The 24,576-nt window shown below is 64.8% G+C and carries 23 protein-coding genes; 15 read left to right on the top strand and 8 right to left on the bottom strand.

Annotated elements, in window-relative coordinates; all coding sequences use genetic code 11:
• The first annotated feature begins 288 nt into the window (after nt 1-288).
• Nucleotides 289-1,008 (top strand): hypothetical protein, encoded by a 720-nt coding sequence (locus A4H34_RS01330; RefSeq protein ID WP_064230813.1) that lies wholly within the window; start codon nt 289-291, stop codon nt 1,006-1,008.
• Nucleotides 1,009-1,074: 66 nt separating this feature from the next.
• Here the strand turns inward: A4H34_RS01330 and A4H34_RS01325 are convergent, their stop codons facing one another.
• On the bottom strand, nt 1,075-2,349 hold the full coding sequence (locus A4H34_RS01325) for an ROK family protein (RefSeq protein WP_064230812.1): 1,275 nt from the start codon (nt 2,347-2,349) through the stop codon (nt 1,075-1,077).
• 50 nt (nt 2,350-2,399) lie between these two features.
• Between A4H34_RS01325 and A4H34_RS01320 the strand changes: the two genes are divergently transcribed.
• The 10 genes from A4H34_RS01320 (at nt 2,400) to A4H34_RS01275 (ending at nt 14,097) form a co-directional block, all read left to right on the top strand.
• Nucleotides 2,400-3,266: a GntR family transcriptional regulator gene (locus tag A4H34_RS01320; protein WP_082902969.1), complete on the top strand. Its 867-nt coding sequence runs from the start codon at nt 2,400-2,402 to the stop codon at nt 3,264-3,266.
• 127 nt (nt 3,267-3,393) lie between these two features.
• The gene (locus A4H34_RS01315; protein ID WP_082902968.1) at nt 3,394-4,683 is read left to right on the top strand and encodes an ABC transporter substrate-binding protein; all 1,290 of its coding nucleotides are present in this window, start codon (nt 3,394-3,396) and stop codon (nt 4,681-4,683) included.
• Nucleotides 4,684-4,815: 132 nt separating this feature from the next.
• Nucleotides 4,816-5,787, top strand: coding sequence for a carbohydrate ABC transporter permease (locus A4H34_RS01310; RefSeq protein WP_082902967.1), 972 nt, complete (start codon nt 4,816-4,818; stop codon nt 5,785-5,787).
• Nucleotides 5,784-6,842: a carbohydrate ABC transporter permease gene (locus A4H34_RS01305; RefSeq protein WP_082902966.1), complete on the top strand. Its 1,059-nt coding sequence runs from the start codon at nt 5,784-5,786 to the stop codon at nt 6,840-6,842. The genes A4H34_RS01310 and A4H34_RS01305 overlap by 4 nt, the downstream gene beginning before the upstream one ends.
• 2 nt (nt 6,843-6,844) lie before the next feature.
• Nucleotides 6,845-7,972 carry an SIS domain-containing protein gene (locus A4H34_RS01300; protein ID WP_064230810.1) on the top strand — a complete coding sequence of 376 codons (1,128 nt, stop codon included), beginning with the start codon at nt 6,845-6,847 and terminating at the stop codon, nt 7,970-7,972.
• Nucleotides 7,963-10,296 carry a glycoside hydrolase 5 family protein gene (locus A4H34_RS01295; protein ID WP_156510201.1) on the top strand — a complete coding sequence of 778 codons (2,334 nt, stop codon included), beginning with the start codon at nt 7,963-7,965 and terminating at the stop codon, nt 10,294-10,296. The genes A4H34_RS01300 and A4H34_RS01295 overlap by 10 nt, the downstream gene beginning before the upstream one ends.
• Nucleotides 10,297-10,751: 455 nt before the next feature.
• The gene (locus tag A4H34_RS10800; protein ID WP_156510200.1) at nt 10,752-11,063 is read left to right on the top strand and encodes a hypothetical protein; all 312 of its coding nucleotides are present in this window, start codon (nt 10,752-10,754) and stop codon (nt 11,061-11,063) included.
• The gene (locus A4H34_RS01285; protein WP_082902965.1) at nt 11,060-12,754 is read left to right on the top strand and encodes an alpha/beta hydrolase; all 1,695 of its coding nucleotides are present in this window, start codon (nt 11,060-11,062) and stop codon (nt 12,752-12,754) included. The genes A4H34_RS10800 and A4H34_RS01285 overlap by 4 nt, the downstream gene beginning before the upstream one ends.
• Nucleotides 12,755-12,872: 118 nt before the next feature.
• A complete protein-coding gene (locus A4H34_RS01280; protein ID WP_082903122.1) occupies nt 12,873-13,409 on the top strand; it encodes an LppA family lipoprotein in 537 nt (178 codons plus the stop codon).
• Between the two features lie 151 nt (nt 13,410-13,560).
• On the top strand, nt 13,561-14,097 hold the full coding sequence (locus A4H34_RS01275; RefSeq protein ID WP_231870911.1) for an LppA family lipoprotein: 537 nt from the start codon (nt 13,561-13,563) through the stop codon (nt 14,095-14,097).
• 339 nt (nt 14,098-14,436) lie between these two features.
• On the opposite strand, the gene A4H34_RS01270 is transcribed toward A4H34_RS01275, so the two are convergent.
• Nucleotides 14,437-15,252, bottom strand: coding sequence for a serine hydrolase domain-containing protein (locus A4H34_RS01270; protein WP_064230804.1), 816 nt, complete (start codon nt 15,250-15,252; stop codon nt 14,437-14,439).
• A 474-nt stretch (nt 15,253-15,726) separates the two neighbouring features.
• On the opposite strand from A4H34_RS01270, the gene A4H34_RS01265 reads away from it, so the two are divergent.
• The 3 genes from A4H34_RS01265 to A4H34_RS01255 all read left to right on the top strand — a co-directional run bounded on the left by A4H34_RS01265 (nt 15,727) and on the right by A4H34_RS01255 (nt 18,058).
• Complete coding sequence (locus A4H34_RS01265; protein WP_064231632.1) at nt 15,727-16,110, top strand: hypothetical protein; 384 nt, start codon at nt 15,727-15,729, stop codon at nt 16,108-16,110.
• A 174-nt stretch (nt 16,111-16,284) separates the two neighbouring features.
• Entirely contained in the window at nt 16,285-17,082 is a 798-nt protein-coding gene (locus tag A4H34_RS01260) for an HAD-IIA family hydrolase (protein WP_064230803.1), read from the top strand.
• 7 nt (nt 17,083-17,089) lie between these two features.
• The gene (locus A4H34_RS01255; RefSeq protein WP_009198288.1) at nt 17,090-18,058 is read left to right on the top strand and encodes a TetR/AcrR family transcriptional regulator; all 969 of its coding nucleotides are present in this window, start codon (nt 17,090-17,092) and stop codon (nt 18,056-18,058) included.
• 38 nt (nt 18,059-18,096) lie between these two features.
• On the opposite strand, the gene A4H34_RS11520 is transcribed toward A4H34_RS01255, so the two are convergent.
• Entirely contained in the window at nt 18,097-18,399 is a 303-nt protein-coding gene (locus A4H34_RS11520) for an AAA family ATPase (protein WP_407946321.1), read from the bottom strand.
• 27 nt (nt 18,400-18,426) lie between these two features.
• Here A4H34_RS11520 and A4H34_RS11320 point away from each other — a divergent pair, with 27 nt between their 5' ends.
• Nucleotides 18,427-18,564, top strand: coding sequence for a hypothetical protein (locus A4H34_RS11320; RefSeq protein WP_231870910.1), 138 nt, complete (start codon nt 18,427-18,429; stop codon nt 18,562-18,564).
• A gap of 57 nt (nt 18,565-18,621) precedes the next feature.
• On the opposite strand, the gene A4H34_RS01245 is transcribed toward A4H34_RS11320, so the two are convergent.
• From A4H34_RS01245 to A4H34_RS01225, 5 genes are all read right to left on the bottom strand, one after another.
• On the bottom strand, nt 18,622-19,092 hold the full coding sequence (locus tag A4H34_RS01245; RefSeq protein ID WP_138587112.1) for a hypothetical protein: 471 nt from the start codon (nt 19,090-19,092) through the stop codon (nt 18,622-18,624).
• Nucleotides 19,089-20,429, bottom strand: coding sequence for a calpain family cysteine peptidase (locus tag A4H34_RS01240; RefSeq protein WP_064230801.1), 1,341 nt, complete (start codon nt 20,427-20,429; stop codon nt 19,089-19,091). Before A4H34_RS01240 ends, A4H34_RS01245 begins: the two co-directional genes overlap by 4 nt.
• A gap of 6 nt (nt 20,430-20,435) precedes the next feature.
• Nucleotides 20,436-20,816, bottom strand: coding sequence for a hypothetical protein (locus tag A4H34_RS01235; protein ID WP_064230800.1), 381 nt, complete (start codon nt 20,814-20,816; stop codon nt 20,436-20,438).
• Nucleotides 20,817-21,047: 231 nt separating this feature from the next.
• A complete protein-coding gene (locus A4H34_RS01230) occupies nt 21,048-22,670 on the bottom strand; it encodes a class I adenylate-forming enzyme family protein (protein ID WP_064230799.1) in 1,623 nt (540 codons plus the stop codon).
• Nucleotides 22,667-24,295 (bottom strand): acyl CoA:acetate/3-ketoacid CoA transferase, encoded by a 1,629-nt coding sequence (locus A4H34_RS01225; RefSeq protein WP_064230798.1) that lies wholly within the window; start codon nt 24,293-24,295, stop codon nt 22,667-22,669. The genes A4H34_RS01230 and A4H34_RS01225 overlap by 4 nt, the downstream gene beginning before the upstream one ends.
• Nucleotides 24,296-24,576 lie beyond the last annotated feature (281 nt).

The following is a 24,576-nucleotide window of genomic DNA, read 5'->3' as shown; positions in this document are numbered from 1 at the left end:
GCCAGACTTCTTGCGTTGCCAATTGGTATCGTCTTTGCGTGGGATACCACCCAGGCAAGATTTACTTTGTCGTCTGAACTTGCCGGAATAATTCATTCCCATGCGATTGCTGGAAAGAGGGTTCGCCTGCCACGTCTGCTTGCCAGGCTCGATGGAACATCCAAGGATCCCTTCAGTAGGCCGCTCAAAGGTCCGTTGTGAGTTTTCCATTGCGGCCTTGCAAAACAAATATTTGCTCTCTCCCGTCAAAGCAGGAACCCCAGTTGGGCTGTAAGTAAGGTTTCAATTATGGACGAGAAGCGGTGTTTTGGCGATTACGCGCTCGAGGGTGCGCCTCGAATTGCGCGAGTGTTCCTGCCCTTGGTGGATGAGGGATCCGACGATTGCCTTGCGTGGTCTGCCCTTGAAGGGTGGTCTCAGGCGGCGCTGAGCGGGTCCGTCTCGTCTATGGAATACCTTGATTGGGGAAGCGGGGCAGGTGATTTCTCTGTTCGTTGGCGTCCGTCGAATGGGCATGCCGATGATGAGACAATCGCACGCGTCGCCGACCTCCTTGCCACCGTGGCGGGAAGCGATCAGGGATGGACATTCACTCCCTTCCCCGAAATGATTGAAAGTTCCTTAGCGCGGTTGACCTATGACGCTGGTGTCCGGTTTGCGGACGAAGCAGGAACCTGGTCGGCAGATGAAGCGGGAGTCTGGTTGACGGACAAAGCCGAAGTTCTGTCGGCAGACCAAGCGGACGAGGAGCTTTTGGAAGCGGCCGATTGCCTGTCTATTCCGAGGGCAAGCACGTTGATCGATCTTGCGCGTTTCGCGGACCTGTGGCGAGGCCGGGCGCTTCCCGGCGTCGTCCAGTTCGGCGAGGAAGTTCGCCTTGCAGCGCCGCCCTACGGCGATTCCGTCATCGTCTCCGGTCCGGAGTCCATCGTCCCTGTAGGGCAGGAGTTGGGATTGGACTTAAGGGTCGTTTTGGCGAACCAGGCCGTCCCTCCGATGGAATGGTGACGAAGGCTCGAAACAGTCGCATTCTTAAACTCGAAACAGTTGCATTCTTAAAAACGCTGCGCCGATTTACAGGAACGCCGCGCCGACCAGGCTCACGTCGTCGCCCAGTTCCGCGGGGACGACGATTCCTTCGCGGTTGGCGGGAACGAGGGCCTCGCGGGCGACGAGCTCGGATGCCCGTGCGATCCAGTCGGGGTGGGTGATGGCCACGCTTCCGCCCACCACGATGCGTTCGGGGTTGAAGACGTTGGCCATGTCGACGCACATGCCCGCAACCGCGGCGGCCGCTGCGTCGAGCGCCCGGATCGCGTGAGGGTCGCCCGCGGCGGCGCACTCGTCCACGTCCTTGCCAGTGAGCGGGCGGCCGCTTCGAAGGCGCTCGGCGAGGGGCGAGGACGTTTGCGAAGAGAACGATGATGCTTGCGACGAAAACGACGATGTTTGCGAAGAGATCGGTGCGGCGACAGCTTCACCGGCTCGGGCGGCGACGCTGGCAGCAGCAGTGGAGCCCTCGACGGATTTCGTGACGGCGCGGGTTTGCGCGAAACCCTCAGCAGCACGCAATTCGGCACCCTCAGCGGCACGGAGCTCCGCCTCGGCTCGGCGGGCGATCGAGGGGCCGGACGCAATGGCCTCGACGCAGCCGCGGCGGCCGCAGCCGCACCGAGGGCCGCCGCGCTCCACGCAGATGTGCCCGATCTCCCCGGCGACGCCGTCGGCCCCGCGAATCAGGCGGCCGTCAAGCATGACGGCACCGCCCACGCCGGTGGAAACCGTGATGAAGACGAAGTTCGCTGTGCCGCGCGCGCTGCCGCAGCGGTGCTCGCCGAGTGCCGCCGCGTTCGTGTCGCGGTCCACGCGCACCTCGAGGCAGGCGGCCCGCGAGAGCGCCTCGCCCAGCTCTAGCCCGGCGAGGACAGGCCCGGTGTTCGGCGGCGTGAAAAGCTTGCCCGTGCGCGGGTCGACCGGCCCGGTCACGCTCACCCCGATCCTTTCGAGGGTGTGACATCCGATTCGCATTCGTGCCTCGCCGAGGGCGTCGAGGCACGTGTCGACGACGGCCCGCCCGCCTTCCGACGTCGGCAAGGGCCGCCGGCTTCTGACGAGGATCTCCCCGGCGGGCGTGACGACGGCGGCGCGGATCCACGTCCCGCCGATGTCGAGGGTTCCGACGCAGCCGGAGGCGTCGGCGTCCGTTGCGCTTGTCAGCGGCGACGAGGGGGCAGCGGCGGGCAGCTCAGCTGATTGCCCCGCGGATTTCGAGGCGTCAGACCTTTGAGCCTCAGCGGGTTGCCCGGCGGATTGTCCGAACGTGTTGACAGGTTCTCCTTGCGCGACCATACTTAAGTATAACATTATAATGAATCGCGGAAAACCTGAGAGGTGACGCTATGGCGCAGGAGACGATCGACTCCCGCGTGCCTGACGGCGAAGCCGATGTGCATGCGGCTGAAGCCGATGCCCGCGTGGGTGAATCCGATGCGCGCGTCGGCACGGACGAGCCCTCGAACGCGCCCGGCGCCGCCCTCGTCAGGGGTCCGGTTCCCCTTTACCACCAGGTATACAGCGCTCTGCGCCGGGAAATCGACGCCGGGCGGTGGAAATCAGGGGATCGCCTCCCGACGGAGCGCGAACTCGGAAAGTTCTACGGGTGCAGCCTCGTCACGGTGCGGCGCGCTCTGGACGAGCTCGTCCGCGAAGGCCAGATCTACCGCGTCCGCGGGCGCGGGACATTCGTCAGCGAAAGCCCGGTGGAGCGCCAGCTCGCCGAGCTGACGAGCTTCACGGCGGAGATGGCCGTCCGCGGCCTGGAGCCGCGCACGGTCGTCTTGACCCAGGAAGTCACCGAATCGACGCCGTCGACGGCGGACCGGCTCGGCATTGCCTCGGGGCTTCCGGTCTACTCGATCGAGCGCTTGCGCATCGCCGGCGACGAGCCGTTGCTCCTCGAACACGTCTTCCTTCCCGAATATCTCTTCCCCGGGCTCCTTTCCTTGGATCTCGGGTCCTCATCCCTCTACACGCACCTTTCCCAGCGCTTTGGCGTCGACCTCGTCAGCGGGCATCAAACGATCCAGCCCGCCCTGCCGAGCGCCAGGGAGGCTGCGTTGCTCAAGCAGGAGCGCAGCGAACCTGTGCTCCTGATCAGACTCATCTCACGCAACGCCGATGGGCGTCCGATCGAATACTGTCGCACAGTTGTGAAGGGCAGTCGGGCGAAATACCACATCGACGTCGCCAGGCCGCGAAGCGTATGAAAAGGGAACTCCGCACTGCGCCTGCATCGTCGTCCACGAACCGTCGATGCGGCGTTCGAGCGAGCCTCCCGCGCCCAGCGCCTGACCATGCCCTTCCTCCCAATCACCTCAACCAGCTGGAGCGAACATGAGGAGACACAGCAAACGGGCGATCGCAACGGCGATGATCGCCGCATGTGCAATGGCGGGCACAAGCCTCGCCGCCTGTTCGAGCGACGACGCCGACGCGAACACGATCGTCGTCTGGGACTACTACGGCTCGGCGACGCCGGTGAAACCCGCCATCGAGGCGTACAAGAAGAAGCACCCGGGAATCAAAGTCGATTACCAGGTCTATGACTACGACACCTTCCAGGAGAAGCTGTCGACCGCGTTCTCGTCGAACTCGGCGCCCGATCTGGCCACGATCGACATGACATGGGTGCCGACCTACGCCTCCCAAGACCTTCTGTCCGACCTGTCCGAAATCTCGGGCGAGAAACTCAACGGCGCGTCCATCGACTCCCAATACACCAAGGGCTCCGTCGACGCCATGACCTACAAGGGCCACAAGATCGCCCTGGCATACGACTTCGACGCCTACGCCCTCTACTACAGGAAGGACATCCTGGAAGCCAAGGGGCTCAAGGTTCCCACCACGTGGGACGAGCTCGTCGAGGTCTCCAAGGCCATGGCCGAAGACTCGAACGGCGACGGCAAACCCGACAAGTACCAGATGCAGGTGCGCCCGGACACGTTCCAGTACTCCCAGTTCCTCTTCCAAAACGGCGGGTCGATCGTCGACAAGTCCGGAAAGAAGGCGGCGTTCACGTCTCCCGAAGGCGTCCAGGCGATGGAGTACATGAAGAAGCTGCTCGATAGCGGCGGCCTGCTGTGGGACGACTCGCAAGGCGACTCCACGGGCCTGCCGGGAATCTCGGACGAACGCATCGGCATGTTCCTCAACGGCCCCTACATGATGGGCGTGCTCAAGGACGGCGTCCCCGGTCAAGCCGGAAAGTGGGCCGTGGCGCAGGCGCCGTTTGCCAAGAAGCCCGGCTCGTACCTCGGCGGCACAGGCCTGGTGATTCCGGCCAGCGCGAAAAATCCGAAGAAGGCATGGAGCCTCATGCAATTCATGCTCACACCCGAGCAGCAGGAGCTCGTTTACACGAAGGCGGGGGCGGCTCCCGCCACGAAGGCCGCGCTCAAATCGCCCAAGCTCTCCCAGCCCGATCCCTTCTTCGGCGGGCAAAAGCCCTTCGAGGTGTTCGAAAAGGCCATGGCCACGGCGACGCCATTCCCATACGTGGCCGGGTGGCCGGACATCGACCAGGAGATCACCAAAGCAGTCGCCTCTGCGATCAGAGGCCGGAAAACCCCCAAGGGGGCGCTAGAAGATGCAGCGAAGAAAACCGATGAAGCTCTTCGCCAATGACGCGGCAGGCGGCGCGGCGCAGCAATCACGCACGGCTACGATCGCGCCGCCGCCGGCGAAACGCGGGCGACGTCGTGCATCCGCGCACTGGGACTCCCTCAAGGCGGAACCCGAAGCGAAAGGGGTGACAAAATGGTTGACGCAGCCGACGCGGCCGTCAAGAACGAGGCCGTGAACGCCGAAAGCGGCGCGAACGCCCGAAGCCGCAAGGCGACCTCCAAACGCCGATCGTCCACAAAGAAATCGCCCATGGAAAGGCGGCAGCGCCGGGCGGGGTACGTCTTCGTGGCCCCGGCCATGATCTTCACCGCCGTTTTCTTCTTCCTCCCCATGGCTTTCTCGCTGTGGTGGAGCTTCACAAAGTACAACGGCGTGACCGATCCGAAGTTCGTCGGCCTCGACAACTACTCCGACCTCTTCGCCGACGACCAGTTCCGGACCGCCGCGGGAAACACGGCGATCTTCGCCCTCGTGACGATGACCATCGGTCCGCTCCTCGGGCTGGTTTCGGCGCTCCTGCTCAATCGAGCGCGCGTCGGCCAAGCACTCTTCCGCGCCGCATTCTTCCTCCCCGTGACGATGTCCCTGGTGGTCGTTTCGACGATGTGGAAGATGCTCCTGAACGACGACGGACTGATCAACCGCGCCATTGAGTTCTTCGGGGGAGAGGGGCGCCAGTGGCTCTCCGACCCGGACACGGCCTTGCTGGCCGTGTGCGCCGCGAGCATCTGGCAGGGGTTCGGCTTCGAGACGGTCATCCTCCTCGCTGCGCTGCAGGGAATCCCCCGCGAGAGGTACGAGGCGGCCGCCGTCGACGGCGCCGGGCCGTGGCGAACCTTCCGGGCCGTTACTTTGCCCGCGTTGCGGCCTGCGCTCCTGTTCGTCTACGTTGTCGGAATCATCGGCGCGTTCCAGGTGTACGACCAGGTTTATGTCATGACCAGAGGCGGGCCCGCCGACTCGACGATGACCGTGGTCTACTACCTCGTCGAGAAATTCCATCGGCTGGACTTGGGCCATGCGTCCGCGGCCGCGTATCTCCTGGTGATTTTCCTGGCCGCCGCGTCTGCGCTTCAGATGAGGCTTGAAAGGAGGCCCTCATGACGGGCAAAGCCGTGGCGAAGGGCGCTGACACGCCCGACGCGCGAGACTCCGCTGAGAAAGGCGCTGCGGCAAAAGGGGCCGCGGCGGAAAGCTCCGCAAAAGGGGCTTCAGCAAAGAACACGGCGGGCGTCTCCGCAAGGAAGCCCGAGGAAAAGAAACGCTCCGACAAGAGGCCCGCGGAAAAGAAACGCGCGACGTCGTGGGCCAAACGTCTTCGGCCGACGACGAAGCGGCGCGTCCTGACGTACGCCTGCCTCACGGTTTTCAGCGTGCTCATGACGATCCCCTGGCTGTGGACGCTTTCAACGTCCTTCAAGCGGAGCCGGGACGTGTTCGCCCCGGGCACGGGACTCGTGCCCGACCCGGCGTCGACCAAGGCCTACGAGCGGATTTTCACGGACCAGCCGTTCTTCCGGTACTTCCTCAACTCGGTGATCGTCGCCGTCGTGGTGGTGATTCTCAACGTCGTCTTCGATTCGCTGGCTGCCTACGCCTTCGCGAAACTTCCCTTCCCGGGGCGGTCGTTCCTGTTCGGCCTGCTCATGGTGACGATGATGATCCCCATGCAGGTCAACCTCATCCCTCTCTACAGGATGATGGTCTGGCTCCACGATTGGGCTCCCTTCCTAGGCCTCGACACGCTTTCGGGAATAATCGCGCCGGGCGCCGTCCAGGTCTTCGGCATCTTCCTCATGCGGCAGTTCTTCGCTTCCATACCCGACTCGATTCTGGAGGCGGCGCGCTTGGACGGGGCGTCGGAGTTCCAGATCCTGCGGCGCATCGTGCTGCCGCTTGCGGCGCCGGGAATCGCGACCTTGACAGTCTTCACATTCCTCGGGGCATGGAACGACTTCCTGTGGCCGCTCCTCGTCTCGAACTCCGAATCGACGCGCACGCTGCCCGTCGGCCTGGCCCTTCTTGCCCGCAAGAACACAGTGGACTGGCCGGGAACAATGGCGGGCGCCGTCGTCACTGCCGTTCCAATGATCGTCATTTTCATCGTGGCGCAACGGAAATTCATCGACGGCCTGACGGCCGGCTCAACAAAAGGATAAACATGGCTACCACACACGATTCTTCCGGCACGGCCGAGCGCGATTCCGCGACCTTCGGAGCACCCGCCGGAAGGGATCTCTTTCTCACGGAAATCTGCGAGAGCCCGAGCGCGCTGCTGGGCACGGCGCGCACCTTGGGCGAGCAGACGGACAAGTTCGAGCGGGTGCGCACCCTGCTCGGCGGGCGCCGCTTGGTCCTCACGGGAATGGGCAGCTCGGCCGACGCCGTGACCGCGCTGGCCAGCGTCCTCGGGCGCCGCGGCGTGGAGGCCAACACTATCCACACGGCCGAACTTTTGCACTACCGGATGAACGCCTTGGCCCCGGATTCGGCGGTTGTGGCGGTGAGCCAGTCGGGCGAAAGCATCGAGGCGGTGCGCATGGCGGCGGAGCTCCGCAAGAAAGAGGGCGTTCCGCTGGTCGCCGTCACGAACGGGCCGCAAAGCCCTCTCGCCGAAGAGGCCGCGGTGTCCATCGACCTCGGCGCGGGCGACGAGCGCGGGCCCTCCAGCAAGACGTACGTCTCAACGATGCTCGCCATGCACGTCCTCGCCGAAGTTTTGACCGGCGGCGAGCCCGTCGCCTCGATTCTCTCCTCCGCGCAGGCGCTCGCCGAAAAGGCCGCGGCGGGCCTTCGCGAGTGGGCCGACGGCGCCGAGGCGATCGGGCGGAGGCTCGCGGCAGCGATCGACGAATCCCAGCAGGCACTCATGGTGCTCGGCCGCGGCGTCGCCATCGCAACCGCCGAGCTCAACGCGCTCGTTCTCAAGGAATCCGCGCACGTCCCCGCCCATTCGATGGACGCCGCAGAATTCCGACACGGCCCCCTCGAGCTGGCCGCGCCCGGCCTCGGCGTCGTGCTCGTCAGCCTCGAACCGACGCAGGCGGCTTTGGACGCGCGCCTGCGCGGCGAACTTGAAGCGAAAGGCGCGTCGGTGACGGTTGTGGGAACCGACGTCGTCGCCGCTTCCGGCCTGCCCGTCGACTACCTGTTTTCCAGCACGGCGCCGCTGCTCGACGCCGGCTGCGCGGCAATCCCGCTGTTGCTGGCGGCTTGGGCGAAGGCCTCGCAGAACTCGGCCACGCCGGGAGTGTTCAACGTCGGAGCGAAGGTGACGACATGCGAATGACCCGAGGCGGACATCGAGGCGAGGCGCCACAGAGCGCTTCGCCGGGAGGACGCGGACCCCGACTCGAGCCGGATACGGCCGAGCGGGTAGTCGAGCCCGATACGGCCGCGCCGGGGGCGGGAAAGGAACCGGAGGGAAAGGAACCGCCCGCGCCGGGAATCAAAGGGGACGTGCCCGCGCCGAGAATCAAACCGGATTCAGTCGCGGAGGCGTCTTCAGGGGCCTCGGCTTTCTCCATGGGCAGGCACTTCATGTACGCCTGCGGAAAGCCGCATATCCCGGTGGGCGCGCACGTCGTGCCGCCGTCAGGGCCGGACTGGCCGTGGCGCGAAGGCCCCGAAGCATTCGACCGGGCCTTCGCCCAGATGGCCGAGCACGGTTTGACGAGCGCCCGCATCGATCTGCTGTGGGCGGCCGTCGAACCCGAACGCGGCCGCCTCGACGAGGCGCACCTGGCCGTCCTCGACCGAGTCTTCGATGCGGCGAGGGCCCATGGAATCACGCTTCACCCGGCCCTTTTCGTGGGCGGCGAGGTCGGCGACGCCTACTGGGACCTTCCGTGGGCGAGCGGCGTCAACCCGCATACCGACCCCGAACTCGTCAAACTCCAGGCCGCCCACGCCGCGCAGTTGGCCCGCAGGTGGGCGAGCCGCCCCGAGCTGATCGCGTGGGACCTCACCGACGAGCCGCCGTTCTGGATCTACGGCGAAACCACCGACGACGAACACGCCGTCGAATGGACAGCGGCCCTGACTCAGGCGATCCGCGCGAACCACCCCGGCTGCCTCGTGACCATCGGCACGGCCTCCCAGGAGGTTGACGGCGGGCCGTTCCGGGCCGACGTCGTCGCCGACGCCCTCGACTTCGCGTGCGTGCATCCCTACCCGATCTACTCGCCGGAGCTGTACGCCGACCGCCTGGGCTCGCGGCGGATGAGCATGGCGGGGGCGTTCGAGACCGCCCTGGCCCGCGGCGCCGGAAAATCGGTTATGGTCCACGAATTCGGGGCTTCCAGCACCCAGTTCGCGCCAGAGGCGATCGCCGACTACGACAGGCTCGTGTGCTGGTCCTCCCTGGGGGCCGGGGCGATCGGCTTCTACGCGTGGTGTTGGATCGACGCCGAACCCGCCGCCTACCGCCGCGCACCGTACGTGCGCATGCCCCACGAGACGCAATTCGGGCTGCTCGACGCCGAAGGCAAAGCACGCCCCCGCGCCAGCGTCCAGAGCGAGCTCGCGCGGGTGACCGGGGCCCTCGACCTCGAGGGCCTGGCGGGCGACGGTCCCTGGACGCCCGCGTCGATTCCCGTGCCGCACGAGTACGTCAAGCCCTACGACCGCGCCTCCTACGGTTTGGACGACGCGCCCTCGGGGCCATACGTCCCGGCCGAAAAGGCGTGGGAGCCCGCCCGCGACGTCAAGCCGCTGGTGCGCGGGTGGCTCAACTCCTACGTCTTCGCCTCCCGCGCCGGGCTGCCCTGCCAGTTTCCCCGCGAAAAGCTTGACGATTCGTGGCCCGCGACGCCCATCGCGCTGCTTCCCGCGCCGCTTACCTCGACGACGTCGTCCCTCCTGCACATGCGCACATCGTTCTGGCAGGGCGCGCTCGACTACGTCGAAGCCGGCGGCGTCCTCTATCTTTCGTGCTCCGCGGAAACGGCGATCCCCGAGCTCGCGGAGTTCGCGGGCGTGCGAATAGCCGACCGGGCCGTCGCAACGGACCGTCTCGAGCTGACCGCCGTCGAGCCTTTCGCGGGCCTGGAAGCGGGCGACGTCGTCTCGGTCGAGCTGCCGGCCGCCGCGAGGGTGGGCGGGGCGGCCAACAATCTGCATCTGCGGGGCGTGGAGCTGGACGTGGTCGACGCGAGAACGGTGGCAACCGACGCCGCCGGCCTGCCCGCGCTGACCGTGGCGCGGCGCGGCCGGGGGGCCGTCGTCGTATGCGCCTATCCGATCGAGCTTCTCGCCGCCGAGATCGCCGACGCCCACGGCGACGCCGACGGCCTGTGGCGCGTCTACAGGCTGGTGCGCGACCTCGCCGGGATTGAGCCGCCGGTCGACCTCGATTCCCCGCAGCTCGCGCGAGGCGTCCTGCGCGGCCCGCGCGGCGGGATCCTCGTGGCCACCAATCACGGCCGCGAGGACGTGAGCGTGCCAGTGAAGACGAGCGAATCTTCGCGGGCGGCCGAGGCGGTGAGAACGATCGAGGTCGTGCACACCGCCGCGGCCGTGCCCGTCGAAATTCCCGACGGCAGGCCGGTCGAAGCGGGTGAAACCGTCCATGTTCCGAGCGGAGGAGCGGCGATAATCGCGTGGACGTGCTAGCGTGCTTGGCTTGAAATAGATTGGAAAACTGAAGAGGCGAGCACTGAGATCTGGGCGGCGGACGGCCTGGCCGAAATCAGAAGTCTGAGCTGAAGCCGGACTTCGGCCAAGCTCGTCGCGCCGCCCATGGGCCGCATGTTCGACCTTGCCGAAGGCCTTTGATTTCCTCGCGATCGCGGTCTGTTTCGGGGTGCGGGCTGGCTTTGTTCGCAGCGGATCGCGATTGAAAACGAAGACAATGAAGTTCCACAAGAATGTGTTGTGTATCACAATTACATAGCGGCATCATTCGACACCATTGCGTAGCTTTGGAAGGCGGTTCCGCGATGCGGACCGCCAATTGGGTTTACCAAGTGATAGGGTGTTGTGCTGTAATGGTCGCAACTTCCAACAGTGACTCACGCTAAATAAATGCGCATGCGTGGCGTCATTGTGGGTGCGTGAAAGGGTGAACAATGTCAAAAGTGAAAGTTTCTCCGCAGCTGCTGAAAAAGGCTGCCTCGGAGGCAGACCAAGCCGGTCAAGCGATTGGTTCCGTAAAAATGCTAGAAGGAACGCCTAGTGTTGCAGAGGCAATGCCGGGAAGCCGATCGGGAGGAGCCGTCGTCCGTGCCGCAGACTTCGGCGACAAGATAGCCAAAGGCATGAAAGACTCCCTGGAAGCCCTCGCTGGGGCGCTCGACAAGGCGCGCGAAGACTACAACGCCGCCGACCATTCTTCGAGCGTCGATTTTTCCAACCTTGACAGCCGTCTGCGAGGCAAATGATGGTCACGTGGGATGAGCTCAAACGTTGGAAGCCCGAGGGCCTGGACTCCTTTATTGACCTGCTTGTCAATTCTAGAAAGAAGGCTGTGGGCGGGGGCGACCATATAGAGACCATGGATCTCTCCACAGGATGGGAAGGCGAGGGGGCCGCGGCGGCTCAGCAGAGGCGCGATCGTTTAGACCGAAAGACCGTCCTGCTGCTGAAAAACATCGGTGAGCTAATAAAGGCCACTGCTGAGGCTCAGGAAGGCCTTGGCGAGGTTTCGACCATGGTTGTGGAAGCCGAGTCTCGCGCCAGCCATTTCGGCTTCAAGATCTCCGCCGACGGAACCACTGTGACCGATCCGAATCCAATCAAAAAGAGCTTCGGCGACTTGATCAGCCCATGGGACACCGACCATGAGGAAGACAAAAAGGAACGCGAGGAACACCTCGAGGAGTGCAAGGTCCATGTCCGCAATGCGCGCAAGAAAGCCGACGAGGTAGACAGGGCCTACGAGGCTGCCCTTTTGCGGATCGCTGGCGGAAAGGTGAAGTCTTCGGGCAGGTTGGAGGATCCGAATCCTGGCTTGCCAAAGCAGCCGCCCTCGAACAATACGGAGGAGGTCGCCGCATGGTGGGCCGCCCATACCGACGCCGAAAAACAGGCTTTGGCTGAAGAGTCCCCTGAAATGGTCGGCAACCTGGACGGCGTGGAGGCGAAGTACAGAAACATCGCCAATCGCAAACTGTTGAACAAGGATCTCCAACAGTACAAACCCGTAGCCGACCGTCTGGAGCAGCTCAAGAGGGCGAATCCGGGCAAGAGCGAGTCCCAGCTTCTGAGCCGTGATGAGCTCTTGCAGCTCAAGTACTATCGGGAGGCGAAGAACGTGGAAAAGGCTCTGACGCAGAATGACGGAAACACCCAGCTGCTCATCTTCCAGCACGGCGGCGACGAAACCGGGGCGAAACACGCCCATGCGGCAATAGCCGTGGGCGATGTGGACACCGCAAAACACGTCACCACCTTCATGCCCGGCATGGGCACCGACGTTTCCAAGAACATGGACCGAGTCACGCGGGACGTGGCGAATCTTAAGACGGAAGCGGAAAGACAGTCGCAGGGTGAATCTGTGGCGGCGATCGGCTGGGTTGGGTACGACGCTCCGCCGGCGCCGTGGGAAAGCAATCCGGGCAAGAGTATAAAGCAGTGGGACTTTTCCGTTCTCGGCACCCGCGATGCCCGGATGGGCGGCGACGGCGGGGCGAGGTTCCTGGAGGGGATCAGGGATTCGCGCAACGCGGCGATTTCGGGAACGTCGGACGTCCACCAGTCGCTCCTTGGCCACTCGTACGGATCGACGACGGCCAGCTACGCCGCCGCGCAGGCTCGGCCCGGGGTGATCGACGACTTCGGCGTGTTTGGTTCGCCTGGGGTGAAGAACGGATCGTGGGATATGAACGTTCCTCAGGGGCACAGATTCGTCTCCCTTTTCAAGGACGATCCGATCAGAACCGCCAATGTCGGCGCTGGTTTTGCCCACAATCACAACGGAAGTCTGGGCATGGACCCTTACGATGATTCGAGTTTCAAGAAGCTGAATCCGGAGGGGCCCGACACCAAGACAACCGGCCATTCCGGGTATCTCGTCAGCAAAAGCCATGCACAGTGGCAGTTGGCATCGATTGTTGTTGGAAAGGCTCATTGACATGGGCGCGGTTGCACGGGCGGTTGCCGCGGCAGCTGCATGCTGGGCCTTATGCGCCTGCGGGCCTGTTGGGCCCGGCTCGAATTCGCCGACGTCGTCGGGAAAGGGGGAGAGCTCGGTGGAGCAGACACCGTCTTCGGATTACGAAGGGCGTAAGCCTTTCGGCGAGCGGGTGGACGTGATAACCGCCCGCAGTCAGCTTATGGGGGCGTTGGCCAGGGTGCGCTCCAGGGTCGACGCCGAGTTCGGCGCCAGGCAGTGGACCTGGCTAGACGAGGACCCGAACAAGCTTTACGACCCGTGCGACGATATACACGAGGGCGGTTATCTTGATCGTGTTCGGCAGGGGATCGCCTTTGGTTTTTCGAATGATGCGTGGCCGCGCTTGCTTGCCATTGTCAAGGAGGAGGTCGCTCCTTTCGGTTTCACGGAGTTCATCGACGTATCCAACGATAATAGTCGTGCAGTCTACATCTACAACACCCAGGACGGCGGTTATGTCGGTGCTTCGGTCGAAGACAACGACTCCTTCGGGATGGATTACATGACCGGCTGCCGCCCCGCGCCGCCCGGGCGCAAGCCCAGGACCGCCGCGGATTCTCCGGAGCCCGGGTCGCCGACGCCGTCGGCCTCGCCATCGACTGGAATCGGGTGAATGCTTCATGTTGCTGTTGGAAAGGCTCATTGACATGGGTGCGGTCGCACGGGCGGTTGCCGCGGCAGCTGCATGCTGCGCCCTATGCGCCTGCGGGCCTGTTGGGCCCGGCTCGAATTCGCCGACGTCGTCGGGAAAGGGGGAGAGCTCGGTGGAGCAGACACCGTCTTCGGATTACGAAGGGCGTAAGCCTTTCGGCGAGCGGGTGGACGTGATAACCGCCCGCAGTCAGCTTATGGGGGCGTTGGCCAGGGTGCGCTCCAGGGTCGACGCCGAGTTCGGCGCCAGGCAGTGGACCTGGCTAGACGAGGACCCGAACAAGCTTTACGACCCGTGCGACGACCTCCACGAGGGCGGTTACCTCGACCATTCTCGACAAGGGATCGCCCCCGGTTTCTCCAAGGATGCGTGGCCGCGCTTGCTTGCCATCGTCAAGGAGGAGGTCGCTCCTTTCGGTTTCACGGAGGTCATCGACGTCTCAGATGGTCGTGACCATGGGGCCTACATCCACAACACCCAGGATGGCGGGTATGTAGACGCGTCTTTGACACGGGAAAACTACTTTGGCATGCGCTATTCGACCGGCTGCCGCCCCGCGCCGCCCGGGCGCAAGCCCAGGACCGCCGCGGATCCTCCGGAACCCGGGTCGCCGACGCCGGCGGCCTCGCCATCGACTGGAATCGGGTGAATGCTTCATGCCCACGGTTAGTGCCGCCCCTCGAACACAGTCTTTGACTGGCACGCAATGAATGCTCACGGTGCGGTGTTTTGGCTCACGGTGCGGCGCTCCAGTTCTCAGGACGGTGTTCCAGTTCTCAGGATGGGGTTCAAGTGCTTAGGACGGAGCTCAAGTCCCTAGGGCGGGGCTCAAGTGCTCAGTGCACATCGTTGGGTGCGGCGGTGTGCTGCGTTGGGCTCGACGGTGCGCATCGCTGGGCTTGGCGGTGTGCCGCGCCGGAACTGGCAGCGTGCCGCGCCGAGCTTGACGATCTGGGGCTTCAGGCGGAGCCTTGTCGAGACCGCCGAATCATGCCTCGCGCATGGCCTTCGTCAGCGCCGGCCACGCCTCCCTGTGAGGCGCGCCAAAGGGGCGGGAGCCGAGGAAAGCCCCGGCGCGCCCGACCGTCGGATCGACCCACAGGAACGACCCCGATTGGCCGAAGTGCCCGTAGGCCGACGGCGGAAACGAGGCGTCCGTCCAATGCGGTGCCTTCGAGTCGCGGATCTCCACGCCCAAGCCCCACGCGTTGTCGGCCTGCCGCCCATACCCGGGCAGCACTCCCGAGATCCCGGGGAACTGCGGCGTAATCGCCTCGCGCCACAGCTCGGACGAGACGAGCGTGGGGGAGAGCATTTCCCGGCCGAATGCCAGAAGGTCGGCCACCGAGCCGCGGCCCGAGTAGGCCGGCGACCCCTCGCATTCGGTTGCGCTCATGCCCAGCGGAATGAGCACGGTTTCCTCCAGCCACTCGGGAAAGGGCGTGCCGGTCGCCTCCTCGACGACGCCGCCCAGCACGTCGAAGCCCCGATTCGAGTAAACACGCCGCTTTCCCGGCGCGCCCAGAACCGCCCCCTCCTCGAACGGCAAACCGGAGGCATGCGCCAGAAGATGGCGCACAGTCGACCCCTCGGGCCCTGCGGGGTCATCCAAACGCAGCAGTTTCCGATCGACCGCCACGAGGGCGGCGTATCCAGCCAGCGGCTTCGTCACCGAGGCGAAAGGGAATGCCGCGTCGACGTCGCCCGAACACGCGATCGGCCCCGCAAGGTCCGTCACACCGAAAGCACACGGAAAGTCGAAATGCGCGGCTGCGGCCCGCGCGGCGGCGTCGAAGGAAGTCACTCGGCCAGTTTGCCACGGGCAGCCCTCGGTTGCCACGGGAGGATGGGTGCCAGCTATAGATCTAGTTGCCGCGGCTGCAAAGGTGACCGAGACGACCCTAAAATTTACAGCTTGCTGTCTGCGCGACTTATAGCTTGCTGTCTGTGCGACGGTATGCGGACGATTCCCTAGACCGGGGCTGCACGATAAGTCTAGTCCAGGGTAGACTTGCGAGGGAAACGCAACGCTCTGCTTAAGAAGCTCAAGCAAGAAGCAAAAGCTCGCGACCTTGACTTCTCGACCACGGAGCTGACGAATCATACTGCGGTCACCGTCGGAACAACTTCGCGCACGCTTGGCCATAACCCCCGGCCGCTCGGGCACGCCAGGCCGAACAACTTCGCGCACGCTTGGACGTCACGCTGAAATTGACGACCTGACCGCCCGCAAATTCTTCGACCAATTCTCCGACGAGTTGGGAAAGGGGTGGTGGCGATGAGCCGCCAATTCACTGTCACAGCCGAACGCGGGCGCACAGGGTGGTGGGTCACCGAATGCGCCGAGGTCGGCGCGGTCTCTCAGGTTCGCCGACTCGACCAAGCAAGCGACGACATCCGCGAGGCCGTCGCCTACCTTGCGGGATTGCCGGAGGACGACGTCGCCATTGACGTCGTCCCCGTTCTTCCCCAGGCGTATCGGGAACACGCTGCGCGAGCGAAGGAGGAACGCGAAAAAGAAGCTCGAGCCAGGGAGCGAGCGGCAGCAGAATCGCGGATGGCTGCCCGGGCGTTGCGCGAGGCGGGGCTGGCGTTGCGGGACGTGGGGACCGTCATGGGCATATCCCACCAGAGAGCGTCGCAACTGCTGGCCCGGCCCTAAGGGCTCCGCGGGTTGGACGAAGGGCGCCCCGCGCCCGGCAGCGGCAGCGCAGTTTTCCGGCGCCCGACGCTTTTAGGGACACGCGTCTTCAGGACCGTTCGAATCCTGAACGTTCGGTGTGAACTGCGCCTGGTAAGGGCCACGGCTGGCCGCTCGGCGGCCTAGACTTGAAGCATGGCTGACATTGCGAACTGGTTGACCGACATGGACGGCGTGCTCATTCACGAAGAGCACGCTCTGCCAGGGGCGTCCGAGTTTCTCAGCGCTTTGCGCGAGCGCGAGGTCCCCTTCCTCGTTTTGACGAACAACTCGATCTTCACCCGCCGCGACCTCTCCGCGCGGCTGGCCTCGTCCGGCCTCGACGTTCCCGAGGAGAACATCTGGACTTCCGCCACCGCCACGGCCACCTTCCTCGCCACGCAATCCGACTCGCGCCGCGCCTACGTGGTGGGAGAGGCGGGGCTCACCACCGCCCTGTATGAGAACGGCTTCGTCATGACCAACGACAATCCGGATTTCGTGGTTCTCGGCGAAACTCGCACATACAGCATCGAGGCCCTCACGCAGGCCATTCGCCTCATCTGCAAAGGCGCCCGCTTCATCGCCACCAACCCGGACGTCACGGGGCCTTCCCTGGACGGGCCCATCCCGGCCACAGGCGCCGTCGCCGCGATGATAACCGCCGCCACCGGCAAGACCCCGTATTATGTGGGCAAGCCCAACCCCGTCATGCTGCGCATGGGCCTCAACCGCATCGACGCCCACTCGGAGCAGACCGCGCTGGTCGGCGATCGCATGGACACCGACATCCTTGCCGGCATGGAAGCGGGCCTGCAGACCCACCTCGTCCTGACCGGGTCTACAACCCGCGAGAACATCCCCGAATTCGCCTTCCGTCCGCAGTTCGTCCACACGAGCATCGCCGACGTCGTCGAATGCGTGGAGAAGAGCGCGCCGGCACGGCGCGGGTGAGCCTTCGATGGGAGAACTTCTTCCAGCGCTGTCAAGCGTCGTGGACTCGGGGGCGGTCGATGCCGGGGTCGGCCGCCCGCGCGACCCCGGCATCGAGGAGCGCGCCTTGGTCGCCGCGCTCGAGGTTTACATGGAAGTGGGTTGGTCCGGTTTCACGCTCGGGAAGGTTGCCAAGCAGGCCCACATGGGCAAATCGGCGCTCTACCTGCGCTGGCCCACCAAAGAGGCGATGTTGGCCGACGCTTTCACGGCGTCGGACGTCTTCTTCGAATACCGTGACTACGAAAGGCCCGACGTCCCGTTTCTCGAGTACGTCCAGATGCTCGTCGAGGACAGGCTCACGCGCTACTACACGCCCACGGGGCTCGCAGTGATCCGCCTGATCCTCGAAAATCACACGGACAACGAGGAGCTCGGCACGATATGGCAGAACTCGGTGGGCAAGTCCGTGATCCACACCAGGAACATCATCCGCGACGCCATGCGAACCGGCGATTTGCGGCCGGAAACCCAGCGTGTGCAGCTCGGCGACGCCCTCGAAGGGGGGATGGCCATGCACGTCATGGCGACGCCGCACCACCTGCTGTCCGTCGGGCGAAAAAAGGTCCGGAGGTTCGCCAACGAGCTGGTGGCGGGCGTCATGGGGCCGTGGGTCACCGAGCAGGCCCTCGTGGATCTGCGCGAAAACGGGTCGGAGCGATCCCACGTCCTTTTGCCGCTCATCGCCCAGGTGAAGGGCGACGACGCGTGGGAGGACGACGCGCAGGGCATCGACGACGCACAGGGCGACGGCTTGCAAAACGATGTGCAGAGCGGCAACGTTCATCGCCGCGACAGCGCGGGCGGCGATCACGCGTGCAGCGGCGGCGTGTGCGATGACACGCTGCACGACGACGCCGAAGAAGCCTCCCAAAGCGCCGGCGAGGAGACTCCGGGCACTGACAGGAGCGCCGCGAATGCCGATGGGGAGTCTTAAAGCTGCGGGCGGCATGGCCGGAAACCCGGCAAAGCTTCCTAAGGCCGATACAGATCTAATGGTCGACGCGGAAGTGACCGACCCCGGCGGGCCTCCTCGCGGAGGCGCCGCCCAAAGGAGGCGACGTTCGCCGAAGGAAGATACGGGTTAGAAGTCGCGACAACTCTGAAGGAAACTGTGTGGGTGCGGGCAAATTCGAAGGCGCTGTCGAGCCAGGCGGCCGTTTCCCCAAGGAAACTCGACATCACTCCCTCGTACCGGATGACGTGGAAGGGGAGCGTGAGCTCCGAGGCTATCGCCTCGGCAACGCTGGTCTTCCCGTTGCCGGGAGGCCCTGACAGAAGCGACCGGTCGCGAGGCTCGATGCGGTGGCTGCGCAGCAGATCGGGGCGTTGCTGTTCCTCGACTTTGAAGCGCTCGCGATCGCCTCGCCCTTCGGCTTCCACGAGATCCAGAAGCAGGTCAGCCCGCGCCACGGTCCTGTCTCCTTCAGTCGCGCCGATTGATGTTATAAGTCTGCCGTTAAGCGGCAAAACCCGCTGCGTGCCTTTTCCAATATGCGCCTATTTCGACGGCTGGTTTGGGAACTCCTCGGGGTTGAGCCTGAAGGAGGGGTTGGGCTCGTAGCAGAAGTAGGCGACGGGGTGCGAGCTGAATCGCTCCTCGTTGACGGTGGAGGGTTCGGTGACGTCTTCCAGGGTGAACTTGCCTGTCACATCGTCGGTGACGGAGTCGCCGATATACAGCGTTGTTGAGCGAATGCCTCCCCTCTGGCCTTCCCGCACGCTTCCGGTTAGGATGGCTCTCTTCTTTCCGCCCGTCACCCTGGCCCCGCCGACGGTGTACGTGCGGATATCTTCGTCGACGCCAAGACGAAGAACGGTGTTCTCTTGGATCGTGATCGAATATCCGTAGCAGGGCTCCAGATAGGGGTCCCACAGGGAGGCGTCAAGGGCGCACGCCCCCGCTGACATGGCCAGCGCCGCCCCGGCCGCCCAGGCAGCCGGTCTTCCAATGGATCGCGCGCACGTCACGGAATCTCCCCGATCGTCGCGCTGTTGCAGTACGTTTCGAATTGCTTCCAGGACATCTTGAACTCCGCCCCGGCGTGTCCGCCGCTTGCTAGATCGTTGTGCCCCCACGGGTTGCGCAGCGTCACGCCGCTCGCGTCGGCGCGCGTGAGAGTGTAGACGTGCCCGGGCGACATCTTCATGTCCTGCTTCTTGCCGTCGATCTCGACGACGGTGTGACCCTCGCCCTTGCTGTTGTAACCGGGCATCCCCTTGTCCGTGTTGGCGACGACGGCCTTGGTTTTGGCGGCCTCGATGATTTGCTGGCGCTTGTGGTCGTCATAATGGAACTCGCCGCAAGGCCCCTTCTGCGGGTGGACGTCGTGGGCGCTTCCGCCGGTGATATGGCGAAAACCCTTCGGGGCCACGCCGCCGTCGATGCCCGGCCGTTTGCCGACGGAGCTGCGGGTGCCGCCGGGATGGACCTGGCCGTAAGCCGCCTCGAAAAGCGAAGCCACGCTGGGCCTGGAGCCGTCGCCGACGGCGCCGTGCTCGTAGACGTCGGCGACGAACACCGTCTGCGAGCGCGAGGTTTTGGGGTGGAGCGGGTTGTCGTAGACCGTCACCAGATAGCCGTCCTGCTTCCCTGATTCGTCGTAATGCGCCCGAATGCATGAGCGTACGTGTCTCCGCCCCTTCTCGGTGGACATCAGGGCCCCCAGCGCGGCCAGGTAGTAGCAGTCGCCGATCTTGCCTTGTCCGACAGTGCTCGGGTCGAGGCGGTCGAGCTGGCCGTTGATCCTCGCGATGTCGGCGTCGCTGAGTTTGTGCTGGTGTCCGTGGTTGTTTCCGTGCTTGTCGTAGTTCAACGCTTCAATGTGCAGATAGTTCCGCAGCTCAGCGGCGCATACGCGCATATCGGCTTCGGTTTCTTCGACAAGCGTCGTGAAGCTGTTCCGGACTTCCTCCGCCGCGGAGAGCAACGAATTGTAAACTTGCCCCTTCTGACTGATTGGGGCCTGTTCGAGCTGACGGTCGTAGTTTTCCAGAGTGGCTTTGTACTCGGCGGCTGTGCTTTGGTGCGCTCTGAGGCTCCACGCATAGCCGTCGAGGGTTTCGGCTGCCTTGTACAGACCGTCGGTCAGGTTCATGAAATCGTCGGCTGCCGCGTCCTTCGACTTTATGTACTCGTCGGCGGAAGTGCCGCGCCAAGACGGAGCGAGCCCGTCGGACTGCCGCACAGCGACGAACACCGCCTCGCCAGCCTTCGCTTTCTCTCGCAAAACCGTGGCGAAAGCAAAGATGCCATCGGGGCTTCCCGGGATATCTCGGGCGAACAGCGTGAATACCGGCACGTGCATCGTCGGTCATCCGTTCTCTTGATAGGCGTCGCCGTCCCAGCCGAATTTGCCGCTCCACAGAAGCGGCTCCAGAGAGAAGACGACGTCGGAGAAACTTCTGCTTGTCTTGATTATGCTTTGGGCGATTTGGGCGTCGGTCTGCCCGATGTGCTGAGCCGTGAACTCGACGCCGTCGATCACCTTGTCGAACCACTCTTGCCCGCCTTGCACGCGTTTGGCCGCGTTCGAAACGAACTCTCCGCACGCTTGGGACAGCTCGACGAATCCCGCGAAATCCGAGTTCAGGCTCTGTTTGACCGCCGCGTCTTCGAGGGTGGCGGAGCTCGCCTGCAGTCTGGAGGCGAGCTGGCGCAGCTCGTCGTTTTTCGCGCTCAGTATTCCGGTCATCGTTCTCCTCTCGTATAGTGTAATCCTATAAATATTATGTTCACTATACAAGGGTGTTCGAAATGTGAAACGCGGAAGTCGGAAAAGTCGGTTTGTGAGGCGGAAGGCGACGGTGCTAGGCCGCCGACTGAAGCGGCGGCGACGCGGCGTCACCGTCGAAGAGTTTTCGCCTCTGCCCGTGCTAGAGCTGCCCGCTCGCGCAGATCGCCCGTGTCGGCGCCGTCGGCGCTCTCACCTCTGCGCGTACCAGCGCGGCCCCGGGTCGTGATGGTGCGCGGCGATGCGGGCCAACGCGCCGCGATCCGGCTTGCCTGTCGAACCCAGGGGGATGGCGTCAAGCTCCGCCATCGTGCGCGGCACCTTGTATTTCGCCAGCCGGGTCGCGGCGAAGGCGCGCACTTCGTCGAGGTCCAGATCGGCGCCGTCGTCGGCGACGACGAAGGCCGCCGGCAGCTCGCCCCAGCGATTGTCCGGCATGCCCACCACAACTGCCTCGGCGACGGCGGGGTGGTTGCGCAGCACCGTCTCGATCTCGGCGGGATAGATGTTCTCCCCGCCGGAGATGATGAGATCCTTGGCACGCCCCTCGATGGTGTAAAAGCCTTCGGCGTCTACGGAGACGAGGTCTCCCGTGTGGAACCATCCGTCGTCTGAGAAACCGCAGCCCTGGCCTTCCGGTTTTCCCCAGTATCCGGGGGAGACGGACGGTCCGGACACCCACAGTTCGCCGACCTCGCCGACCGAAGCCTCGGATCCGTCCTCGCGCGCCACCCGCATCTTCATCCCGGGTGCGGCCTTGCCCACCTGGGCGCAATGCCTGGCCATGTCCTTCGGCGGCGTGAGCGTGCCGCCGCCCGCGGTTTCGGTCATGCCCCACGAGTTCGCCAAAGGCACGCCTCGCGCGGTGAAAACGTCGCACAAGTCCTTGGGGCAGCAGGCGCCGCCGACGATCGCCGTTTTCAGGCTCGAAAGGTCGCGCGAGCCGAAGTCCGGATGCCGGGCCATGGCGTCGTACATCGTCGGGACGCCGAAGGTGCGGGTCACCCGATAGCGTTCGATCTTGGCCAGAGCGTCGCCGACGTCCCATTTGCGCTGAACCACCACGAGGCCGCCGGCCAGAAGCGTGGCGAAGGTGAAGGTGTTGAGGCCCCCGACGTGCCCGAAGGACGCGATCGCAAGGGCGACGTCGTCCGGCCCCGTGCCGAGCACCTCGGAGAAAGCCGCCCACGAGGCGAAGACGTTGCCGTAGGTGAGCTTGACGCCCTTGGCCTTGCCCGTCGAGCCGGACGTGTAGAGCAAAAGCGCGAGGGCGTCGGCCCGGATTGGGACGGCGTCGGGGACCATGCCCTCGCCTGCGCGGTAGAGCTCCGAGAGCCTCTGCCAGATGAAGTGGAGAGAATCGTCCTCCGGGGGCTCGATCGAGGGGTCGATGTCGTCGACGATCCAGAGGATCTCGGGCGAAAGGTCGAGCTCTTCGTCGAACTGCCGCGCGAAACGCGGCCCGCACAGCACGGCCGCGCACCCGGCGTCGTCGATGATCGCCTGGCACTCGACCGAGGACAGACGGAAATTGAGCGGTAGCAGCACGGCGCCGATTCTGCTGGCCGCCAGCAAGGCGATCATGTGGATCGGGGCGTTTCTCCGGATGATGGCGATCCTGTCGCCCTGCCCGACGCCGTAGGCGGCGAGCCCGGCCGCCAGCGCGTCCGCCGCCTCGAGGATCTGCGCCCGGGTGTAGCTGAAGGAGTCGACCACGATGCACGTCTTCGACGGCTCGGAGCGGGCGAGGGCGTCGAACTGCAGGATCGGCGAGACAAGCTCGCCTGGGCCCGATTCTCGCCCTGTGCCGTTCACTTGTGACTCGAAGGGGTAGAGGCCTGAGGGGCCGTCGAATTCGCGGCCGTGCGCTCTGCGGCCGCCGCGTCGATGTGCGCCTTGAGCCCGCCCCACTTCTCGCGGAAAATGCCCGGGTCCATGTCCCTCGGGTCGTCCGCGATCGCCGGCTCGAAGTCCATTTGGTCGAGGATGTCGCGCTGCAAGTCCGCCCACGGCGCCTTCTCGATGAGCGTCAGGCGGCCCTCGCGCAGCTCGAAGACCGCGCGCTCGGTCACGTAAAGCACCGACTGGCCCGCGAGGGATGCCTGCTCGCCGGAGAAAGTGATCTGCTCGACGTCGCGGACGAACTTGCGCACCTTGCCTTCGGCCGCGATCCTGCAGCCCCCGTCTGCAAACTGGACGTCGAGGCCTCCCGCCGTGAAGGAGCCCGCGAACACCACGTGCTTGGCGGTGGCCGTGATGTTGATGAAGCCGCCGCAGCCCGCCACGCGGCCGTTGAACTTCGAGACGTTGACGTCCCCGCGGGCGTCCGTCTGCGCCGTGCCGAGGATCGTCAGGTCGAGGCCTCCGCCGTCGTAATAGTCGAATTGCTCGTGCATGCCGACCTGGGCGAGCACGTTGTAGGCGTGGCCGAAGTTCTTGTCGTCTGCGGGGGTCCCGCCGACGGCGCCGGCCTCGGTGGTCAGCAGCGCGTAGTCGGAGACGCCTTCCTCGGCGAGCACGATCCCGACGTCGGCCGGCACCCCCACCCCGAGGTTCATGGTCTGGCCCGGCCGGATCTCCATGGCGGCGCGGCGCGCCATGACCTTGCGAATGGTCAGCGGCAGAGGCTCGACGTTCGAGGCGGGGACCTTGATTTGCCCCGAGAAAGCGGGATTGTACTGGGTGTACTCGGTCTGCATGTGGTTGTCCGGCTCGGAGACCACGATGTAGTCGACGAGGTTCCCGGGGACGCGCACGAGGTTCGGGTCGAGAGTGCCCGTCGCGACCACCGCCTTCGCCTGGGCGACGACGATCCCGCCCGAATTGTGGACGGCCTGCGCGATGGGGAGGATCTCCATCTTCAGACCCTCGTGCTCCATCGTCAGGTTGCCCATCTCGTCGGCGTACGTGCCGCGGATGAGCCCGACGTCGATCGGAAACCCGCGGTAGTACAGGTACTCTTCGCCGTCCAGCTCGATGAGCGAGACGAGGTCCTCCGTGGTGACGTCGTTGACCTTGGCGCCCTCGATGCGAGGATCGACGAAGGTGCCCAGCCCCACCTTGGTGACGACGCCGGGCCGATGCGCGGCGATCTCGCGGTAGAGGGCCGTCATGACGCCCTGCGGCAGGTTGTAGCATTCGAGCTTGTTGTCGGCGGCGAGCTGGCCCAGCGCGGGGGAGGCGGACATGATTCCGCCGATCCACCGCTTGACCAGCCCCTCGTAGGAGAGCTTGCCCAGGCCTTCGCGCTTGCCGCGCGCGCCGACGGCGGAGGAGTTGACGATCGTCAGGCCGCGAGGGCCCTGCCCGGCCAACCATCGCTCCTCGAGGGCGGCGATGACTTCCTGGTTGACGCAGGCTAAACCGAAGCCGGAGAACGCGACCGTGTCGCCGTCCTTGATGAGCGCGGCGGCCTGCGCCGCGCTGATTGCCTTGGTCATCGTCGCTCCTTTGGTCGTTCGGCGTTGAGCGCGCAGCGGCCCGGATCCGCGTGGCGATTGCGTGATCCGCGGTGCGGCGGGCATTGTCTGCCCGTGCGAGAGAACACTATCGAGCATACTCCCGCAAATCGGACTACTTTGGTCCTATATCCTCGGTCCGCGAGATTCTTAGGCTTGTCATGTGAAACGCGGCACGCGCTCGCGAGTTTTCCGACGTCGCCGAAACTCGGTGCGCCGCGGAGCCCGAACGAATGCGTCGCCGCGGAGCCCCAAACAGAGAA

Source organism: Peptidiphaga gingivicola (genome assembly GCF_001652275.1).
GTDB classification, from domain to species: Bacteria; Actinomycetota; Actinomycetes; order Actinomycetales; family Actinomycetaceae; genus Peptidiphaga; species Peptidiphaga gingivicola.
This window is presented reverse-complemented; position numbering and strand designations above follow the sequence as displayed.

Coding starts and splice junctions, on each gene's coding strand:
- A4H34_RS01255 (WP_009198288.1), top strand. CDS start 17,090: ATGGGAGAACTTCTTCCAGCGCTGTCAAGCGTCGTGGACTCGGGGGCG.
- A4H34_RS01300 (WP_064230810.1), top strand. CDS start 6,845: ATGGCTACCACACACGATTCTTCCGGCACGGCCGAGCGCGATTCCGCG.
- A4H34_RS01235 (WP_064230800.1), bottom strand. CDS start 20,816: ATGACCGGAATACTGAGCGCGAAAAACGACGAGCTGCGCCAGCTCGCC.
- A4H34_RS01225 (WP_064230798.1), bottom strand. CDS start 24,295: ATGACCAAGGCAATCAGCGCGGCGCAGGCCGCCGCGCTCATCAAGGAC.
- A4H34_RS01305 (WP_082902966.1), top strand. CDS start 5,784: ATGACGGGCAAAGCCGTGGCGAAGGGCGCTGACACGCCCGACGCGCGA.
- A4H34_RS01240 (WP_064230801.1), bottom strand. CDS start 20,429: ATGCACGTGCCGGTATTCACGCTGTTCGCCCGAGATATCCCGGGAAGC.
- A4H34_RS10800 (WP_156510200.1), top strand. CDS start 10,752: ATGTCAAAAGTGAAAGTTTCTCCGCAGCTGCTGAAAAAGGCTGCCTCG.
- A4H34_RS01310 (WP_082902967.1), top strand. CDS start 4,816: ATGGTTGACGCAGCCGACGCGGCCGTCAAGAACGAGGCCGTGAACGCC.
- A4H34_RS01330 (WP_064230813.1), top strand. CDS start 289: ATGGACGAGAAGCGGTGTTTTGGCGATTACGCGCTCGAGGGTGCGCCT.
- A4H34_RS01325 (WP_064230812.1), bottom strand. CDS start 2,349: ATGGTCGCGCAAGGAGAACCTGTCAACACGTTCGGACAATCCGCCGGG.
- A4H34_RS01260 (WP_064230803.1), top strand. CDS start 16,285: ATGGCTGACATTGCGAACTGGTTGACCGACATGGACGGCGTGCTCATT.
- A4H34_RS01315 (WP_082902968.1), top strand. CDS start 3,394: ATGAGGAGACACAGCAAACGGGCGATCGCAACGGCGATGATCGCCGCA.
- A4H34_RS01265 (WP_064231632.1), top strand. CDS start 15,727: ATGAGCCGCCAATTCACTGTCACAGCCGAACGCGGGCGCACAGGGTGG.
- A4H34_RS01320 (WP_082902969.1), top strand. CDS start 2,400: ATGGCGCAGGAGACGATCGACTCCCGCGTGCCTGACGGCGAAGCCGAT.
- A4H34_RS01295 (WP_156510201.1), top strand. CDS start 7,963: ATGCGAATGACCCGAGGCGGACATCGAGGCGAGGCGCCACAGAGCGCT.
- A4H34_RS01285 (WP_082902965.1), top strand. CDS start 11,060: ATGATGGTCACGTGGGATGAGCTCAAACGTTGGAAGCCCGAGGGCCTG.